A 19,379-nucleotide genomic window follows, 5' to 3' on the forward strand; every position below is an offset into this window, starting at 1 on the left:
ATGAGCAAATCCTGTGGTGGCGCCTGTGGCGGTGATGCAACGTCCGCAGCGGATACCGATATACAGGCCTCCTCCGAGGCGCCAGGGAGATGGGTCAGTGTTTATGCCGTGCCGAAGATGGACTGTCCATCAGAAGAACGAATGATTCGCCTAGCCCTGAACGGCTTTGAGGAGATTCGGGCGCTGTCCTTCGACTTGTCGAACCGCCGGCTGAAGGTCGTGCATGACGGCGAGGTCGAGCCCGTCACCTCGAAACTGAAGACCTTGGGGCTAGACGCCTCGCTTCAGGAAACCGTCGCTGCAAATCCGGAGACCATCAAGGCCGCCGAGTTTTCGGCAGCTTCTGCTAAGCAAGAATCCGGGACCCTGCGCTGGTTGCTCGGCATCAATGCACTTCTGTTCGTGGTGGAAATGACTGCCGGTCTGATCGCCCAGTCCACCGGCCTGATTGGAGAATCCCTGGACAATTTTGCCGATGCGGCGGTGTACGGGCTTGCCCTTTATGCGGTTGGACATAGCGTGAAAATGCAGGTACGTGCCGCGCATCTTGCTGGTGTACTGCAACTGATCTTGGCTGTGGGCGTGCTCGTAGAGGTGGTGAGACGCTTTGTATTCGGTAGTGAGCCTGAATCGCTGGTGATGATGGCTATCGCATTCGTCGCATTGATTGCCAATACCAGTTGTCTGCTGCTCATATCCAAACATCGGGAAGGCGGGGCGCACATGAAGGCAAGCTGGATATTCTCGGCCAACGACGTGGTGATCAACCTGGGGGTCATCACCGCCGGCGCCCTGGTCGCGTGGACCGGTTCCAATTATCCGGATCTGATTATCGGCACCATCGCGGGGGGCATTGTACTTAACGGTGCCAGACGCATTTTGGCGTTGAAGGGTTAAATAATGCTCATTATTGGCAAAAAGCTCTCGCCGTATGCCCTATTGTCCATATCGGGCCTGCTGGCAGCGTCTGATCAGGCTGTAAAGTGGCTGGTGCAGCAATCAATGGCCTATGGCGAGTATGTTTCGGTGACCCCGTTCTTTAACTGGGTGCACCTATGGAACACCGGTGCCGCATTCAGTCTTTTTGCGAATGGTGGAGGCTGGCAGCGCTACTTATTTATCGGAATCGCGGTAGTGGTCTCGATTTTTCTGATCAAGCTGATCCTTGAAAATCGTCATAAAGGAGAAGCCATCGCTTACAGTCTTATCCTCGGTGGCGCCATGGGCAACCTGATTGACCGGGTCTTTCGCGGCTATGTTGTGGATTCCTTTGATTTCTATTGGCGAGACTGGCATTGGCCGGCCTTCAACCTGGCTGATATTGCAATTGTCCTCGGTGCCTTACTTTTCGTTTCCAGCAGCTTGTTGGGTAAAAAAGCAAACACCAATGCCGAGCCGGATGGATCTGACTGACACCTACGCCTATACAACACCATGACCGAACTTCCCGACAACATCCTTCACCTGCCGCAATACCAAGTACTGGGCTGCAAATCAACCGACGACGAAATGCACTTCCAGGTGGACGTGCCCGATCCCATCGCCTGCGAGGAATGCGGCGTGCAGGGTGAGTTCGTACGGTTCGGCAAGCGTGACGTTCCCTATCGTGATCTGCCCATCCACGGCAAGCGGGTCACTCTCTGGGTGGTCCGCCGCCGATACACCTGCCGGGCCTGCAAGACAACATTCAGGCCCCAGCTACCGGAGATGGTGGACGGATTCCGTATGACACTGCGGCTGCATGAGTACGTGGAGAAGGAATCCTTCAACCACCCCTACACCTTTGTGGCGGCACAGACCGGCCTGGACGAGAAGACGGTGCGCGACATCTTCAACGCCCGCGCCGAGTTCCTGGGGCGCTGGCACCGCTTCGAGACGCCCCGCATCCTGGGCATTGACGAGCTATACCTGAACAAGCGCTACCGCTGCATTCTGACCAACATTGAGGAGCGAACCCTGCTCGACCTGCTGGCCACCCGCCGCCAGGACGTGGTGACCAACTACCTGATGAAGCTGAAAGACCGGCAGAAGGTCGAGATCGTCAGCATGGACATGTGGAACCCCTACCGGGCAGCGGTCAAGGCTGTGCTGCCCCAGGCCCGTATCGTGGTCGATAAGTTCCATGTGGTGCGCATGGCCAACGATGCCCTAGAGAGAGTGCGCAAGGGCCTCAGAAAGGAGCTGAAACCGTCCCAGAGCCGGACTCTCAAGGGAGACCGGAAAATCCTGCTGAAACGCGCTCACGAAGTCTCAGACCGGGAGGGCCTCATCATGGAGACCTGGACAGGCGCGTTCCCGCAACTGCTGGCCGCCTACGAGCACAAGGAGCGCTTCTACGGCATCTGGGACGCCACCACACGGCTCCAGGCAGAAGCCGCCCTGGACGAGTGGATAGCCACCATCCCGAAGGGCCAAAAGGAAGTCTGGAGCGATCTGGTCAGGGCAGTGGGAAACTGGCGCGAAGAGACCATGACCTACTTCGAGACGGACATGCCCGTCACCAACGCTTACACGGAGTCCATCAACCGACTGGCCAAGGACAAGAACCGTGAAGGGCGCGGTTACTCCTTCGAGGTGATGCGGGCACGAATGCTCTACACCACGAAGCACAAGAAGAAGGCACCGACTGCGAAGGTCTCTCCTTTCTACAAGAAAACCATCGGTTACGGACTGCCGGACTTCGCAGAGGAACTCAACTACGGAGTCGATCTATCAACCATCTGAGGGTGGTATCAGATTGATGGGGTGAAGGTGCCCCATCAACCATTAAATCCGTATACCCAAAAATAGAAAGCTTTCGGGAAGCATGGCTGTTTTGTCCGTCATGTGCATAACCTCATATCGACTTCACGATTATGCTGCCATGGACGACGCAGTAGGCACGGCTCTCAAACTGCCCGTTTTGGGCAGGAACACCGGTTTGCCCCGAATTTATTTCAGATCGCCATTGTGTCGGGGTGATCTTTTTCGGAACTTTCGCTCCAGGAACGCTTCCAGCCGATCGGCGTTGCGGTAGGCCATAACGCAGATAAAAAGTACGACCGCGACAAAGCTCAGAAATGCAATCAGTGTGGCAGCTAGGTTCAGCATATTCAGGTCTCCAATAGTTGATTGCCCTTTCAGGGCACTTTGTTGGTTCAGGCCGCAGCATCGGCCTGTCTTTGTTCTTTGGCGACAGACGCAATCAAGTGCCGGGAGCAGCTCAGCATCTCCTGTATTTCGCTGTAGCTGTGGCCGCTCTTGAGAAGACTGGCGATGTGTTGCCTGCGCTTCAGGTCTGGCTGCCGCCCCTGGTACTTACCCTCCGTTTTTGCTTTATGGATGCCCTGGAACTGCCGGCGCCGACGGTCTTCGTAATCTTTGCGGGCCACGGCAGCCAGCATGTCGAGCATCATGGCGTTGACCGCTCGTAGAATGGAGTCGGTGAAACCGGTGTCGTCCTTCTTTTCCAGGGCGAGCCAACTGGTCGGTAATTCCGGGGAGACGATGGCTAACCGCTTGGCGGCCAGCTTTTGCTTGAGGGAGTCCCAGTCACTCTGTTTGAGGCGAGCCAGCCGATCAATTTGTTCGACCAGAACGATGTCGCCCTCGCCAGAATCTGCGATTAGTTTCATCAGCTCGGGGCGGTGCAGGGTAGCGCCGGACACATTCTCCACGTAGAAAGCGGCAATACGCTGACCGTGGTTGGCTGCGAACTGTACCAGTAACTCCCGGGCTCGCTCCGCGTTCTGTTCCTGCGTGGATGCCCGCAGGTAGGCTCGAATAAACATCGTCGGTTCCTCAGTCTGTTATAAGTGGTTCTCTCTGGCCGGTCTGGTTTAGGTGGTTCTGGTGGCCATTACCCGGCTCGAACACCTGGTTCTCCTGATCTGTACCCATAAGGAACCACCTCAAGAGTCGAGAAACTCCCCGAACGGATCGTCCGCTCGATAAATCTGGTTGATTCTGCCGTCATCGAAGAAACCCTCTGTACCGCCATTGCTCCCATTGCCGGAAGTTGCCTTGTTGCCCGCGCCGGTTGCCTCCTCATCACTGCCTCGACTGAACGACGCCATCTTTTGTTCGAATTCAGGAAACGTCATTTCCCCATCGGGTCCCTTGGCGAAAACCGTCTTGTAGGCATCGACTACGGCCAGTGCGAAGCGAATGAACAGTGCGACCACCCAGAGCACGAACAATAAATACCATGCGTAAAGCGCTGCATCGGTACCCCTAAAGGCGAGCTCCACAACGCCGATCCCGGCGAGCCCCACTGTTACGATTTTTGCCACTCTTACCATGGCCTCAGTCCCCGATAGTTCTTTACTTCGAAGCTACCAGAACCTGAGAAAATGCAAGTTTTGCCCGGCGTCAGGCCGCTGCGGCTTGCCCGGCCAGCCACGGCGATTTCACCTTGCTGTAGGCATCGTTCGTCATCGCCCTCAAGTCTTCCACGTCCAGGTGTGGAACCACCAACGCAGTGCCTTGGTATCGAGCTCGCGGGTAGTTGGTTGGCTGGAATACGCCATGAGGGAGGTCGTCCTCATCACCCAGCCACTGTCTCAGCCGGAGATCGATACACCAGCCCTGTTCGAGCTCGACCCAGCAATGGGGAGCGGTGGTCATTCGGCTCAGTCGGTCCTCCGCGTATCCGATCCGGCATTGATGGAAGATGCCTCGCTCGCTCAGGGCATTGCTGATCACAAAAGTCATGTAGACGCTATCGACTCTCAGGTCCTCCAGCGGCAGCAGTGCCAACTCAAGTTCATCGTGCCAGTCACTCATGGTCGGGCTCCCTGAACATCAGCTGTTGGCCCTGTTCATACAACACCGGATAGGGGAGCGGCTCGCCGTCCTGGATCACGGTGTTCGGTGGAAAGTACATCACTATCCAGGGAGGCATGCCGGCGCTGACAGCGCCATAGAATTCATCTACAGGAAAGGTGAGTTCATGGCCGGACTGCCGAAATACCAGTCGGGAATATTTCTCGGGATGGTTGGCAGCGATGTTGTAACTGGCTGCTTCACCGCCGATGACATAGCTTGGTGTCTTCCAGTGATTCGGTTGTTGGATGTTATAGGCGATGATGCAGTTGCTATCGGCACAGCCATATCGCTCGACTGTTACCGACCACAGCATGAGCGGGTTCCCATCAATCTCCGGCGTATTCACGTCTGTGAGCTTCGTTACCTTTATCGCCATCGACTCGGCGGCCTGGGTGATGGCCTCATCTACGACTGCAACATAGTGGTCATAGGCGTCATCCTCGTTCGCCGCCAGTGATTCCGGCATCCAGCCCATCAGGCTGGGTCGCGCCGAAGGGTTGTCCGGCGTCATCATGATGTCAGTGGCGTTAAATAGCAGTGTCTGGGTGCCCGTAAGATGACGGAGTGGTGCATCTAATGAGGTAGCCAGACTGGCCAGGTCGAGGGCGCCCATCACCAGGCTTTTGCGATAAGAGCGGGTGCCGTCTGGTGAGTCCCGCAGGTCCTGGTCGTAGATGCCCCCGGAACGGGCCAGATTCAGTGCGCGGGATGATTCGTCGTCATATTGTCGAGGCATGGCAGCGCAACCCGCGAGCACGGCTGTAGTTACAGCAAAACAAATGGTCTTCAACTTGGTCATTTTGAACTCCTGCGATTTCTAAAATACTCGCACGAAGTTACAAATATGCAAGAGAAAAATCAAAAAATATCTAATAAAATCAATGGTTTGTTCTGTTAGTACAAACTTCGATCTATTCGCAGTGGTGCATCGGGAGCCGCGCTCTTGCTAGACTTGCCAGCAGGTTTTTTCGGTTGAGACAAGGTGTTGGTAAATCGGAAAAGGATCAGAAATTCCCAGTTTCCCACTTATCCCAGTTTATAATCATGGGTAGTAACCGATTGGGCCGATCAGAGATAAAGTTTCTATCCATGGGTAGTAAAATGGGTAGTATTGGGTGAAGATCGATGCAAAAACTAAGGCAAGCATCTGTTTTTAAAGACTTTTAAATTATTATTCTTCGAGCAGATCCAGAATATTGAGTGACCTTACCTCAGCCCGGGAACAACGCGCGAGCGATGTTGCGCCAGATGAATGTCAGCCCAAAAAAATTCCTCAGCGGACACACACCCGATTTCGCCCCTGATGCTTGGCCTCGTAAAGCGCCCGGTCGGCACGCCCGTAGAGCAGGCTTTTGGTGTCGTCCGGGCAGACTTCGGTAACACCGAAACTCATGGTGACTTCACCATAACGACCGCCATATTGGGCCACCAGTTCGCGCTTGCGCTCGGCGACCCTGACCGCCTGTTCCGCGGTCGTGCTCGGGAGAATAAGCGCAAACTCTTCACCGCCCATGCGCACGAGTGTATCAGTTTCCCTCAGCCCCTGATGCAAGCACTGAGCGACATCTTTCAGCACCCGATCGCCCGCGTCGTGACCAAAGCGGTCGTTGATCCGCTTAAAGAGGTCAATGTCTGTGAGCATCATGGCGAATGGCGTGCGCGTACGATGGAACAGGGCCAACTGTGTCTCTATCTGTTTATCGTAAACTCGGCGGTTGGCGAGGCCGGTCAGCGGGTCTTGTGTTGCCATCCGCTCCAGTTGTGCGTTGACTTCGGAAAGCTGTTCCTGGCGCAGCTTCAGTTCATGGGCGAGCGCTTGCACCTGCTCCAGAGCCTGGGCTTTTTCTTCCTTCGCCTGTTCAGCCGCTTTACGTGCTTGTTGCAGTTGTTCCTCGACCAGGTTGCGTCGCTGCATGGGCAACAGCAGTAATTGATAACCCGGTTCACCCCCGGCCACTGAGGATGCGCTGAGCAGCACCGGCAGGGGTTGCCCGGAAGCGTTGGTCAACGTCAGGCTCATTTCCTCGGCGTGGCCATGCAGGCGCAGCGCCGGTAACACATGCCCCAGATAGTAGATTCTGGAACCACCGGTCATCCAGCTCTCGGGCGTATGTCCGACCAGTTCCGACCCTGCCCGGCCCAGCCAGTCGCAGAGCGTCCGATTGACGGCGGTCACGATGTTGGCCTCATTGAGCACGATAAGGCCGCCCGGCAGGCGGTCTATGTCAGGTTGCATGTTGAGCGCCCTCAATCACGGCACGGGCCACCGCCTCAGGGTTGCTGACCTGAGGGTAGTGGCCCGTTGCGTCGAGCCGTCGGATGCTTCCTTTGGGCAGGGCCCATTCGAGGTATTCGATCACTGCGGGTGGAACAATCACATCCTGTTCGCAGTACAGCATCAGCGTGGGCACCTGAACCTCGGACAACCGATCGCGGATATCACTGAAAAAAGTGGTCTCGGCAAAGCGACGGGACATCGCGGGGTCGGCATTGAGAAAGCTTTGACGCAGTTGCTCGGCAAGGGCGGGTCGGTCGCCGTTGGCCATGACAATCGGCGCCAGATAGCCGGCCCACTCAAAGTGGTTTCGTTCCATCAGGTCCAACAGCTCGTGCACGTCCTCGAGCTCGAAACCGCCGTAGTAATCCGGCGGATCATTGATATAACGGGGTGATGGGCCGATGGCGATGACTTGACGAAACAATCCCGGTTCGACGATCGATGCCAGCCAGCCAATGGCCCCGCTGACCGAGTGCCCGACCAGAATAGGCCGCCGCTCCAGGCCGAGGGCCTGCACCAGCTCAATCAGATCCTCGGCGTAAGCCGATAGGTCGGCGTAGCGCTCAGCATCGAACGCACTTCGATCGGAGCGGCCGCAACCGATGTGATCAAACAGCACCACCGGATACTCCCGGGTCAGGGCATCCGCCACCGACGCCCAGATCTGTTGATCACAGCCAATACCGTGAGCAAGAATCAACGTCGGTCGATCGGTTGAGTCGGGAGCAGGCCCCAACCATGAAGTCTGGTGTCGCCTGAGGATGTCAGCAGATAACATGAGTACCTCGGTCGAGGGCCTCCGGCCCGATACCTCATCAAGATAGCTGATGGTAGCAGAGGCTGCCGTGTATACGGACCACTTTATAATGATTTTTGCGCCAACCTCCGATCGCGCAACGGCCGGTCAGCCAGCGGCGCGCTGGCGTAGTCGCTGCCACTCTTCCTCCAGGGTATTGTCCGGCAGGGTCTCTCCCGCGCGACGATACCAGTACCCCGCATTGCCGAGGTCACCCTCCTCGCGATGCAGATAGCCGTGAATCAGACAGGAGAGGGGATCATCGTGCGCCTGCACCAGGTCGTGAGCGCCATGCCAATCCCCCTCTCGGGCCAGTTCCAATGCTTTGAGCTGCGTGCTCACCCGTAAGCCTCCTCTGTTGGTCGGTCAAGATACCCGTTCAGGATACCCCAGACAGTACTCAGGACTCCACGCCGGCCTCCATCCGCTCCCGTTCCCGGTCCAGCCTGGCCAGGGCCTGTGTTGGGGTGAGGGCCTGAGGTCTGGTCATCAGACTGACCAGGACTCCTGCGCCCATTGCCGTGATGACCGCCGGAATGACCGGATTGCCCCAGAAGGTCATAAACGAGGTCATCACCCAGACCGAAGCAAGTGCCCCTCCCAGCAAAGACGCCAGCGCGCCCTGCCAGTTGTAACGGGGCCAGAAGCGACCCAGCAGGCCACAGGCGAACATGCCCGCCATCAGGGTGGAGATCATGCCGGTGATATAGCCGATCAGGTCATCGGACAGGGACGCCATCAGCCAGGCACTGCCGATCACTACCACCAGCGTGATACGTGAATCTCGCACCACCCTGGCGCGCGATGGCATGCGCCCGGTCACCATCATCCACAGATCACGCATCAGCACCGCCACCCCCGCCATGGCATCGGAGCTGGCGCTGGACATGGTGGCGGAAAGCCCGGCAATCAGCACCACCAACCCGACGCCCACCGGCAGCACTTCCACCGCCAGAAACGGAAAGGCAAAATTGCGATTATCCAGTTCGGGGTTGAGCGCATAGGCGCCCATACCAATGATGGCGGGCACCAGTGAGAAGAACAGATACAGGGTACCGGAAATGACAAAGGAGCGACGCACGGAGCCGACGCTGCGCGCCGAATAAATCCGCTGGCGAAACGACGGCGTGGCCAACACCCCCACGGCGATGACCAATACCAACGACAAGGCCGGCAAACCCCCGATGGACTCCCGCGCCAGAGTCGCGACATTCGCCTCGGGCTGGGCCGCGAGCAACGCACTCCAGCCGCCTGCGGCGTGCACCGCCAGAGCCGCCATCAATATAAAACCACCGAACAGGACAATCGCCTGAAGTGTATCGGTCCAGACCACCGCGCGGTATCCACCGACGATCACATAGATGGCAAAGCTCAACGCCACCACCGTGCGGGCCACATCAAGGTCCATACCGGCGATCCAGGCCAGGTACAGGCCGCCGCCGAGAATATGGGCGCCGAGCCAACCGATGCAGGCGAGAAAAATCAGCACGGCCACGATATTTTTCACCAGGCGGTTGGCCCCCACATAAAAAGAGAGCTCTTCGCTCATGGTCATGAACCGGTACTCCCGCGCCGGCGCAAACCAGGCTGCCAACAACAGAATTCCGATGGCGCCGCCCAGGCCATAGAGCGCGCCGGCCCAACCATTGGCGTAGCCGAAACCCACCGCACCCATGGAGGACCCGGTGCCCACCATGGTCGCTACCGTGGTACCAATGGTAAGAAAAATGGGCAGGCTGCGCCCGGCCAGCAGAAAGTCTTCGCCGCCTTGATGTCGGCGAGTCACCCACCAGCTCAGGGCAATCAGAAATCCCACATAGGCGGCGAAGGTGGAGAGAAACAGCGTGCTGTTCATGCGTCTTTGTAGCAGACCACGCCCACTTCCACTTTACAGTCCACCACCAGATCGCACACAGAACAGATACGGGCGGGCGGATGATCGCCAAAATTCTGCTTGAACACTTTATTGAACGACTGGAAATATCGGGCGTCGGTGAGAATCACCGTCACGTGCACCACATGTTCCGGGCCGTAACCGGCTTCGCGCATGATCGCAAAACAGTTATCGATGGCCAGTTGCGACTGCTCGACGATACCGCCTTCCACCACTTCTCCCTCGCGCATCGGGGTCTGCCCGGATACATACAGCCACCCTGCCGCGCCGGCGGCGCGGGCAAAAGGCAGGGCCTGGCCACCGGTGCCCACACCTCCTTCGGTACCGTAACGCTGAATACTCACACAGGACTCCTTATCATTGCGGTTTAAAATCAGAGTTGAAAACAGGCACGGATGTTCTGGGCGCTATCGCCCGCGAAACAGAAATTCGCCCCGTCGCTCCAGACCGGTGCGCCCGGGTTGATAGCTCAAGGCGCCGTTCACCCACACCCGGTGAATACCCCGGGCGACCTGCTCCGGCTGCTCGAACGTCGCAGTGGATTCAATACGATCGAAATCAAACAGCACCAGATCCGCAAAGGCGCCTTCACGAATAAGACCGCGATCGCGCAGGCCAAACTCCGCCGCTGAACGGCCGGTCATTTTGTGAATCGCCGTTGGCAGGTCAAAGAGTTGTCGCTCGCGACAGTAGTGGGCCAGCACCCGGGGGAAGGCCCCCCACAGGCGCGGGTGCGGATGCGGATCTTTGGGCAGGCCATCGGAGCCGATCATGGTCAGCGGGTGACTCAGAATATTCTCGACATCCTCGACCGCCATACAGTGGTACACCGCACCGGCCGGTTGCAGTCGCTCGGCCGCTTCCATCAGTGAGAGCTTCCACTCTTCGGCAATGGCCGCCAGCGTGCGTCCGCCCTGCTCGGGAAACGCCCGGGACCAGGTAATGAATACGTCGCTATCCGGCGTGACCTGGGACAGATCCAGAGTGCTGGAACTGGCGGTATAGGGGTAGCAGTCGCAGGCGACTTTCTGGTGAGCGGCGGCGCTCTGAAGATGCGATAACACTTCGGTGCTGCGCCCCCAGTTGCCTTTGCCCGCGCACTTCAGGTGAGACACGATCAGCGGCACCCGCCCTTCCCGGGCCGTGTCCAGCGCTTCGTCCATGGCGTCGATAATCTGGTCAAACTCGGTCCGCAGATGGGTGGTGTAGATCGCTCCGAACGCGGTCAACTCTTTGACCAAGGCCAACACTTCCGTCGTGTCGGACTGCTTGGCATTGCGATAGGCCAGCCCGGAGCTCATGCCCAGAGCGCCTTGCTGCAGCGCCTCGCGCAACTCGATGCGCATCGACGCCAACTCCTGTTCGGTTGCGGTACGTTGCAATTCCGCCATGTGGCCAATCCGCAGCGCCGTGTGTCCGACCAGCGCTCCAACGTTGACCGCCGGACGGGCGGACTGCACCGCACGGGCGTAGTCTGCAAAGGTGGGGTATTGAAAGTCTGCCCGTTCGCCCAGCAGGTTCAGCGGGTCAGGCGGCTCGCGGTTGAGTTGTACCGGACTGGCGCTGATGCCACAGTTGCCGACAATCACACTGGTGACGCCCTGGCTGAGTTTGGGCGTCATCTCGGGCTGATGGATCACCGCCAGGTCGTCATGGGTATGCACATCGATAAAGCCCGGTGCCAACACCAGGCCATCAGCGTCGACCATGGTATCGGCGGCGGCGTCAATCTGCTCGGCAATACGCGCCACACGCTGGTTCTCAATCGCCACATCGGCCCGGTATGCGTCGGCGCCGCTGCCATCCACTACCAGCGCGCCGCGAATCAGCGTGTGATATCCCATAACTAGCCCACTGTGATCGTGCGCTGGTTCAGTCCCCCAGAGGCAGGCGATCCTGTCCGCGCTTGTGGGTGTCCAGCGTATGTTTTATCCGACGCAGGGCCTCGCGGCTTCTGCGCTTGTGTTTGGCGGCCAACTCCGTGGCCAGCACATCAATCGCCGCGAGCATCACATAGCGGGATGCACTCGGCTTGAAAATATAATCCGTCTCAAGTGGCTGCATCGGGATCAACTGATCCACGAGTTTTCCGAGCGGCGAATCCGCCACGGTAATGCCGATGGTGCGCGCGCCATACTCTTTGGCAATCTCTGCGGCCTCCTGCACATCGGGGCTGTAACCGCCCAGCGACAAGCACAACACCACATCGTTACTGTCGATGGCCGAGGCGGCCATACGCATCAACATCGGATCCGAGTAGGCCGTGGCCGCAAAACCCAATCGGAAAAACCGGTGCTGACACTCCTGGGCCATCACGGTGGAGCCTCCGCCGACCCCGAAAATCAGTATCTGGCGCGATTTGGACAGCCACTCCACTGCCGGGCGAATGACCGCCTCGGTCACCAACTGGGCGTTGTGGTCCAGCGTGGTCTTGATGGTTTCATAGACACTGTAAATGCCGCCGGGCTCGGGGCGCACATCGGTGTAAAACCGCTGCCCGACCGCTTCGGCTTGGGCCAGGCGCATTTTCAGGTCGCGCACATTTTTGCATTCAATGGCTTTGGCAAACCGGGTGATGGTGGCTTCACTCACCCCGGCGCGCTCGGCCAGCTCGCTGATGCTGGCCTGAGCGGCGAAGCTCATGTCGTCGAGCACCAGTCGGGCAATTTTCTGTTCCGCATCGCGCAGGTGGCTGTACAGTGTATTGATGCGCGAGATGATGTCTGGTTCGTGGCTCACGGCGGTGTCCTGTATCTGGTTATAAGACCGATCCGTCCCCGACCTCGGGCCAGGGAACCCCTGAGCCGATCATACGAAACTTGAGGCCAGTATAGATACCGTGTTTGTTATTTTCAATACTTGACTTTATGTTTTGGTAATTTCTATCATTGGCCTGATGATAGCGGCACTGCGTCGTTGAGTGCTGCGCCTGGGTGTACCCGTTACCGCCCGGACGCCACGCTGCCTGAACAATTCACAAAGGTGTTTTATGAACAGGCCGAACCTTCTGGAAGAAGACCTGCCGCTGCCGGCGGCGGTGGTGTACCAGTCCCGACTCGAGAACAACCTGCACTGGATGCAACGGTTTGCCGAACAGAACGGTGTTCTTCTCTGCCCTCACGGCAAAACCACCATGACCCCCGACTTTTTCCGTCGCCAACTGGACGCCGGTGCCTGGGGCATTACCCTGGCTACCGTTCCCCAGGTGCAGGCCGCGGCCGAGGCGGGGGTGCCCCGGGTGCTGATGGCCAACCAGCTCGTCGGCAAAGCCAACATGGTTTCGATCAGCCAGCTATTGAGCGGCGGCCTTGACTACTACTGCCTGGTGGACTCACCGGACAACGTACGCGCCCTCAATGATTTTTTTGCGCCGCAGGGGCAGACCCTCAAGGTATTACTGGAGATCGGCGTGGCCGGTGGGCGCTGTGGTTGTCGCACGGCCGAGCAGATCGATGCGGTATTGGACGAACTGGCAGAGGCGCCGGCATTGCAGTTGGCCGGAGTGGAAACCTATGAAGGCGTGATCCACGGTGGCGACCCGGACGCGCTGGTGCGAGAGCACCTATTGAAGGTGCGAGACATTTGTCTGTCGCTGTATCAGCAGGGGCGGTTTGCGACCAACACCGTGATTCTCACCGGCGCCGGATCGGCCTGGTACGATATGGTGATGGAAGTGTTCGGCCCGGTCCGCGAAACGGCGGGTAAACAACGCATTCTGCCAGTCCTGCGCCCGGGCTGTTACCTGATTCACGACATGGGCATTTACTGGGACGCCCAGAGCCGGATCATGGCGCGTCTGCCCCGTGACTGTCAGCCCGGAGGCGACCTGCAATCGAGTCTGGAGGTCTGGGCCTATGTGCAATCGGTGCCCGAGCCGGGCGTGGCCATCCTGACCCTCGGGAAACGGGAGGTGGCCTTCGATGCGGGGCTACCGCAACCGGTGCTGCATTATCGCCCCGGCGATGCGGCTCCTCGACGTGCCCCGGCGCTCTGGCAGGTCGACCACATCATGGACCACCACAGCCGGCTGAGGCTGCCCGAAGACGCCGATGTGCGCGTTGGGGATATCATTGCCCTGGCCACCTCTCACCCGTGTCTGACCTTTGACAAGTGGCGTCAGTTACTGGTCATTGACGATGATTATCAGCTACTTCGCCGAGTGGAGACCCGCTTTTGATTCGCCCACGTTCAACGAGCCCGCTATGTTCAAGAATAATAAATGCTCCATCGCTCTGACGGTTCTACTCTGTTTAAGCCCGCTAACGCTCGGCGCCGAGCCGGACGAGCTGCCCCTGATGCCCTACCCGGCTTCGGTGGAATATGCAGACGGTGCGCTTTCCCTGACGCCGCGCCTGACGCTTCGTCTGATGGGGGCCACCGAGTCGTTACCCGAAGGTACGCTCAAACGCTTCGCCCAGCGCCTGAAGCAGCAGACCGGCCGAACGCTGGACAACTCGGGGGAAACCGGCACTGCGCTGAAGATTCATATCGATCAGCCGGCCCATCGTCTGCGCTCCTCCGAGCAACTGGACCCGAACCTGGAAGGCTATCAACTGCACATCATGGACAGCGGCATTCATCTGCATGCCACCACCCATCTGGGTGTGCAACACGGGCTGGAAACCCTTCTGCAATTATTGGCCGACAACCCGGACCGCCTGCCGGCCATGTGCATCGATGATCAACCCCGATTTGGTTGGCGCGGGCTGATGTTGGACTCGGTGCGGCATTTCTTTTCGGTGGAAACCATCAAACGTCAGCTCGACGGCATGGCCGCGGCCAAGCTCAATATTTTTCACTGGCACCTGACCGACGATCAGGGCTGGCGACTGGAGTCCCGCGCTTACCCCAAGCTTCACCAGGAGGCCTCCAACGGACAGTATTACACTCGCGAACAGGTACAGGAAATCGTCGCCTACGCCGCCGAGCGGGGCATTCAGGTGATGCCGGAAATCGATATGCCCGGGCACAGCAGCGCCATCGCAGTCGCCTACCCGGAACTGATGTCCGCGCCCGGCCCCTATAAACCGGAAGATCGCTGGGGCGTGCACAAGCCCTTACTCAATCCCGCCAACGAGGCGGTGTACGAATTTGCCGAAACCATTCTGCGCGAAGTGGCCGAGCTGTTTCCGTTCGATTATATCCACGTCGGCGGCGATGAGGTCGATCCCGAGCACTGGTTGAACAACCCGGACATTCGTGCCTTTATGGACAATGAAGGTCTGGAGAATGCCGAGGCGCTGCACGCCCATTTCAATCAACGACTGTCCAACATTCTGACCCGACTGGATCGCAAAATGATGGGCTGGGATGAAGTGCTGCATCCGGATCTGCCTCAGCACACTGCCGTGCAATCCTGGCGCGGTGTCGACTCGCTGGGGCAGGCGGCACAGGCGGGGCATCCCGCGGTATTGTCCACCGGTTTCTATCTGGATCAACCTCAAACTGCCGGCTATCACTACCGGGTCCGCTTTGAACCCGAACCCCTGACGATAGAGACTCAACCCACTGAATCGGAAATTCACCAAAGCTGGGCCTTTGAAATGCCACGCAAACGCGGCTCCGCAATCACCGGGTATGTCACCGTCATTCAAAGACCGGGTAACCAACGCCGAGGCTATATCGACTTCACTGGGAAATCCCGAAAAACACTGCACAACCTGATCCTTGACGGCGACCAACTCCGATTCGATGTCGACACCTGGATGGGCCCGGTGCGCGCTCGGCTGGTAAGCCGGGGCGATGCGATCAAGGGCGATATGGTGGTAGGCAACGCCGCTTATGCGGTCTCTGGCCAGCGCGTCGAACAGTCCCCAGAGCCTCTGACCAAACCCGTATTATCCGACAGTGACAAAACTAACATTCTTGGTGGCGAAATTGCCCTCTGGGCTGAATTGATCGACGAGCAGAGCATCGACCTTCGCCTGTGGCCTCGCGCTTTCGTGGTTGCCGAGCGGCTATGGTCTCCCGCTCAAAGGCGGGATGAAACATCATTGTATCGCCGGCTGCCGCTGATCTCGGACTGGGCCGCCAAATCCGTGGCGCTGAAACACAAAGCGCAAGCCCGACAGGCGCTCGAGCGACTGGTGGGTTCTGACTCTATGGTCGACGCAGAAATGCTCATCGAAGCCTTGGAACCGGCCCAGTACTATCATCGACACCACGAAAAATCCCAACTTGAAAGCTACTCCCGACGCGATTCGCTGGACCGGTTTGTGGACAGTCTCCCCGCCGAGAGTCAGGCGGCACGTTCACTGAAACAAGACATTGAACAGCTCCTGGCAACCCCCGGTAATGACGCTTTAGCCAGCTCCATTGAATCCCGTCTGACCCGCTGGCAACAAAGCGCTCAAGCGTTGATCTCCAGGCTCGATGCCACTGGCGCCACGTCAGAAGTTTACCGGCAAGCAGAGCGCGTCGTAACCGTCACCCAATGGGGCCTCACACTGCTGCCCCTGTGGCGGGAACATACCGCGTTGTCGCCATCGGTTCGCGCATCGGCGCGGGACAGCTTGCGTCGCGCCCAGGGTATAGAGCATGAAATCGTGGTGGCCGCCGCCTACGCCATCGAAATGCTGCTTGATGCGATTCCGGAGCCACCGGCCACCGTCGACTGGATGCCCGACGACAGCTTTCCCACCGGCATAGAGGGTCCGGTCGTCGGACCGGAGGGTTCACTCTACGCCGTCAACTTCGAACGCCAGGGCAGTATCGGTAGAGTGAGGGAACAGAATCAGGGCGAGCGCTGGGTGGATCTACCCGAGGGCAGCATCGCCAACAGTCTTCGCTTTGATACCGCAGGCCAACTCTGGGCGGCGGATTACACCGGGCACAACCTGATTCGACTGAACCCGCGCACCAGCGACATCATTGCCACTTATCATGAACCGCGCATGCACCAGCCCAACGACATCGCCCTCACCCGTTGGGGCGCTATCTTTGCCACCGATCCTGACTGGGCCAACAACAGCGGCCAGCTCTGGCGCATGGACCCGGGTGGCGAGTTTACGTTGCTGGAAACCGGAATGGGCACGACCAACGGCATAGAGCTGAGCCCGGATGAACGTCGACTGTACGTGAATGAAAGTGTCCAGCGGCGGGTGTGGGTCTATCGGGTATCGGCCACGGGAGAGCTGAGTGACAAGCGTCTGTTCTATCAGTTCGATGACTACGGTCTGGACGGTATGGCCACGGACCCGGAAGGCAATCTGTATATCGCCCGCTATGGTGCGGGTACCGTTGCAGTTCTGTCACCCCACGGGGAGCTGATTGAAGAGATTTCGCTGAAAGGGCGGTATCCAACCAACATCGCCCTGGACCTGCGCCAACAACCCCGCGCCTTTGTCACCCTGCAGCAACGCGGGGCTATCGAAATGTTTGAGTTGGCTCCCCGTCTTCATCAGGAACACAGACCCGCGGCGGAACAGACGCCTGTCGCCGAACTATTATCCCGCAAGCAGTTCAACAGCCTGTTTCCCGAACGCAATCCTTTTTACGATTACGACGGCCTGCTCGCCGCCAGTCGACAATTCCCCGCTTTCGCCGGCGTGGGCGATCGGGATACCCGCCTACGGGAGCTGGCCGCCGCACTGGCCAACTTCGCCCACGAAACCGGCGATCTGGTCTATATCGAAGAAATCCACAAAGACGATTACTGCTCCAGCACCGACACCCTGTGTGGTGTCTGCGCCCCGGGGAAACGGTACTTCGGTCGGGGCCCGATTCAACTGAGCTGGAACGGTAACTACTGCGCCGCGGGGCTGGCGATGGGTGTCGATCTCTGGGCCGAACCGGAGCGGGTCGCGCTGGATTCCGCCATCGCCTGGCAATCCGCGCTCTGGTACTGGCTGACCCGGCTGGGCCCGGGCACCATGACCGCCCACCGGGCCATGGTGGACGGACACGGCTTTGGAGAAACCATTCGCACCATCAATGGCCGCCTGGAATGTAACGGCGGCCGGCCAGAACAGGTCCAGAGTCGTATAGAACGGTACCGGGTCTATACCCGGATTCTGGGGGTAACCCCGGGCGATAACCTGGACTGTTAAACCACCGCTTGTTCAGCGACAGCGGGCGCCAGCAGCTCGTTGTGAGGACGGAAGTTCAAGGCGCAGCGGCGAATGAAGTCCGCCAACTGATCCTGCTCCTGCGATGCCTCAGCCGTTGGGCTGCCGGTGGAAGAGCGCAGCGGGGGAAACACCCCATAGCCAGCCAGAAGGCAGGCCCAGGACTTGGGCTGGTAGCTGCCACCGAGGTGATTGGCCTGCATTTCCTGCGCGAAGTTCTCACTGTGTTGCCACAGATACAGAATCCGACTCAGATGCTCCGATAGTTTGGTGTTCGCCGCATTGTCCCGCCAGTAGGCGGTATCCCGGCGCTGATTGACTTTGTAATGACAGACGATGTAATCCCGAATGCCTTCAAATTTGGTATTGATCTCGCGATTGAAATCATCCGCACCCTGGTTGGTGAAACCGCCCCGCTCAAAGTGCAACATGAATCGCCGGACAGTCTCGAAGGATAGCGCAATGGCGGTTGCTTCGAGCGGCTCGATAAAACCCTGAGATAACCCGACCGCCAGACAGTTTTTGGTCCAGTGAGAGGCCACCCGGCCGACTTTCATGTTCAGATGCCTCGCCGGAGTATCGCTCTCGAGCAGCCCCAGGTTCTGTCGCAACTCGGTTTCTGCCCGATCCGCGTCGATATGACTGGAGCTGTACACATAGCCGTTTCCATACCGATTGGTTAACGGAATTTTCCATGCCCAGCCATTAGACAATGCCGTCGATCGGGTTTCCGGCGGGATGGTGGTTGAGATCTCACTGGGCAGCACCACCGCCGCATCATTGAACAGGTTATCTTCAAAACCCAAAAACCGCGTTTTCAGGGCACCCTGCATCAACAGCGATCGGAAGCCGGAACAGTCGACAAAGAAATCCGCCTCCAGGGTGTCATTGCCCGCAAGCCTGACGGAAGAAATTGCCCCATCGGTGCTCAGCAACACTTCCGTCACCGTACCGATAATGCGCTTTACCCCTCGCGCAACCGCTTTTTCTGACAGAAATTCCCCCAAAAGCTTTGAATCAAAGTGATAGCCATAGGCGGCGCCGAATGGAAAACATTCGTCGGCCAGGGGGCCCAGGTTATTCTGGGCAAGGTAGGTTTCCAGAAAATAGGAATCCGGATGCGCATGGGCATAGTCACCGCGCAGACGGGCCTGAACGTTACGCAAAAACAGGGGCACGGTCAGCAGGTCATCGGTCTGCGCGGGAAACGGATGAAAGTAGAATTCAAACCCCGGAATCGAGGACCAGCCGTGAAACGAGATACCGTTTTTATAGGTCGCGTTGCACTTGGGCATCCACTCGGATTCTTCGATACCGACGGCGTCGAAAAATACTTTCAGGTGCGGCGTGGACCCTTCCCCAACACCGACAATGCCAATATCGCGGGACTCGAGTACGCACACCTCAATATCCGGCCAGCGTGAGATCAGCAGGCAGGCGGTCATCCAGCCCGCCGTGCCGCCACCGACGATCAGAATTTTTTCGGGCTTTCCTGTTGTGGTCATTCTGGTCATTCCACCAATAGTTCTCTGATCCGAT

General features: G+C 58.4%; 18 protein-coding genes. 5 read left to right on the forward strand and 13 right to left on the reverse strand.

Features of this window, described 5'->3' with window-relative positions; genetic code table 11:
* From OOT55_RS13080 to OOT55_RS13090, 3 genes are read left to right on the forward strand one after another with little or no spacing between them, the layout of a single operon-like run.
* Positions 1 to 897 carry a cation transporter gene (locus OOT55_RS13080; RefSeq protein ID WP_265366297.1) on the forward strand — a complete coding sequence of 299 codons (897 nt, stop codon included), beginning with the start codon at positions 1 to 3 and terminating at the stop codon, positions 895 to 897.
* Positions 898 to 900: 3 nt separating this feature from the next.
* On the forward strand, positions 901 to 1,413 hold the full coding sequence (gene lspA / locus OOT55_RS13085; RefSeq protein WP_008740521.1) for a signal peptidase II: 513 nt from the start codon (positions 901 to 903) through the stop codon (positions 1,411 to 1,413).
* Between the two features lie 21 nt (positions 1,414 to 1,434).
* Positions 1,435 to 2,724, forward strand: a complete 1,290-nt coding sequence (locus tag OOT55_RS13090; protein ID WP_265366298.1) for an ISL3-like element ISPpu12 family transposase — start codon at positions 1,435 to 1,437, stop codon at positions 2,722 to 2,724.
* A gap of 207 nt (positions 2,725 to 2,931) precedes the next feature.
* Here the strand turns inward: OOT55_RS13090 and OOT55_RS13095 are convergent, their stop codons facing one another.
* The 12 genes from OOT55_RS13095 to OOT55_RS13150 form a co-directional block, all read right to left on the reverse strand.
* A complete protein-coding gene (locus OOT55_RS13095) occupies positions 2,932 to 3,090 on the reverse strand; it encodes a hypothetical protein (protein ID WP_189383396.1) in 159 nt (52 codons plus the stop codon).
* 47 nt (positions 3,091 to 3,137) lie between these two features.
* Positions 3,138 to 3,770 carry a recombinase family protein gene (locus tag OOT55_RS13100; RefSeq protein ID WP_265366299.1) on the reverse strand — a complete coding sequence of 211 codons (633 nt, stop codon included), beginning with the start codon at positions 3,768 to 3,770 and terminating at the stop codon, positions 3,138 to 3,140.
* A gap of 120 nt (positions 3,771 to 3,890) precedes the next feature.
* The gene (locus OOT55_RS13105) at positions 3,891 to 4,280 is read right to left on the reverse strand and encodes a hypothetical protein (RefSeq protein ID WP_265366300.1); all 390 of its coding nucleotides are present in this window, start codon (positions 4,278 to 4,280) and stop codon (positions 3,891 to 3,893) included.
* Positions 4,281 to 4,350: 70 nt separating this feature from the next.
* Positions 4,351 to 4,764, reverse strand: coding sequence for a hypothetical protein (locus OOT55_RS13110; RefSeq protein ID WP_265366301.1), 414 nt, complete (start codon positions 4,762 to 4,764; stop codon positions 4,351 to 4,353).
* The gene (locus OOT55_RS13115) at positions 4,757 to 5,605 is read right to left on the reverse strand and encodes a hypothetical protein (RefSeq protein WP_265366302.1); all 849 of its coding nucleotides are present in this window, start codon (positions 5,603 to 5,605) and stop codon (positions 4,757 to 4,759) included. The genes OOT55_RS13110 and OOT55_RS13115 overlap by 8 nt, the downstream gene beginning before the upstream one ends.
* Positions 5,606 to 6,079: 474 nt before the next feature.
* Positions 6,080 to 7,042, reverse strand: a complete 963-nt coding sequence (locus OOT55_RS13120) for a sensor domain-containing diguanylate cyclase (protein ID WP_265366303.1) — start codon at positions 7,040 to 7,042, stop codon at positions 6,080 to 6,082.
* A complete protein-coding gene (locus OOT55_RS13125; protein ID WP_265366304.1) occupies positions 7,032 to 7,862 on the reverse strand; it encodes an alpha/beta fold hydrolase in 831 nt (276 codons plus the stop codon). The genes OOT55_RS13120 and OOT55_RS13125 overlap by 11 nt, the downstream gene beginning before the upstream one ends.
* A 126-nt stretch (positions 7,863 to 7,988) precedes the next feature.
* Positions 7,989 to 8,222 (reverse strand): hypothetical protein, encoded by a 234-nt coding sequence (locus OOT55_RS13130; RefSeq protein ID WP_265366305.1) that lies wholly within the window; start codon positions 8,220 to 8,222, stop codon positions 7,989 to 7,991.
* Between the two features lie 58 nt (positions 8,223 to 8,280).
* On the reverse strand, positions 8,281 to 9,735 hold the full coding sequence (locus OOT55_RS13135; RefSeq protein WP_265366306.1) for a sodium:solute symporter family protein: 1,455 nt from the start codon (positions 9,733 to 9,735) through the stop codon (positions 8,281 to 8,283).
* A complete protein-coding gene (locus OOT55_RS13140) occupies positions 9,732 to 10,118 on the reverse strand; it encodes a RidA family protein (RefSeq protein ID WP_265366307.1) in 387 nt (128 codons plus the stop codon). Before OOT55_RS13140 ends, OOT55_RS13135 begins: the two co-directional genes overlap by 4 nt.
* A 63-nt stretch (positions 10,119 to 10,181) precedes the next feature.
* A complete protein-coding gene (locus OOT55_RS13145; RefSeq protein ID WP_265366308.1) occupies positions 10,182 to 11,618 on the reverse strand; it encodes an N-acyl-D-amino-acid deacylase family protein in 1,437 nt (478 codons plus the stop codon).
* A 28-nt stretch (positions 11,619 to 11,646) separates the two neighbouring features.
* The gene (locus tag OOT55_RS13150; protein ID WP_265366309.1) at positions 11,647 to 12,513 is read right to left on the reverse strand and encodes a MurR/RpiR family transcriptional regulator; all 867 of its coding nucleotides are present in this window, start codon (positions 12,511 to 12,513) and stop codon (positions 11,647 to 11,649) included.
* Positions 12,514 to 12,763: 250 nt separating this feature from the next.
* Here OOT55_RS13150 and OOT55_RS13155 point away from each other — a divergent pair, with 250 nt between their 5' ends.
* Together OOT55_RS13155 and OOT55_RS13160 are read left to right on the forward strand one after the other, a co-directional pair.
* Complete coding sequence (locus OOT55_RS13155) at positions 12,764 to 13,951, forward strand: amino acid deaminase (protein ID WP_265366310.1); 1,188 nt, start codon at positions 12,764 to 12,766, stop codon at positions 13,949 to 13,951.
* 25 nt (positions 13,952 to 13,976) lie between these two features.
* Complete coding sequence (locus OOT55_RS13160) at positions 13,977 to 17,822, forward strand: family 20 glycosylhydrolase (RefSeq protein ID WP_265366311.1); 3,846 nt, start codon at positions 13,977 to 13,979, stop codon at positions 17,820 to 17,822.
* On the opposite strand, the gene OOT55_RS13165 is transcribed toward OOT55_RS13160, so the two are convergent.
* The gene (locus OOT55_RS13165; RefSeq protein ID WP_265366312.1) at positions 17,819 to 19,345 is read right to left on the reverse strand and encodes a tryptophan halogenase family protein; all 1,527 of its coding nucleotides are present in this window, start codon (positions 19,343 to 19,345) and stop codon (positions 17,819 to 17,821) included. The genes OOT55_RS13160 and OOT55_RS13165 overlap by 4 nt on opposite strands.
* Between the last annotated feature and the right edge of the window lie 34 nt (positions 19,346 to 19,379).

The organism is Marinimicrobium sp. C6131 (assembly GCF_026153455.1).
Lineage (GTDB): Bacteria > Pseudomonadota > Gammaproteobacteria > Pseudomonadales > Cellvibrionaceae > Marinimicrobium.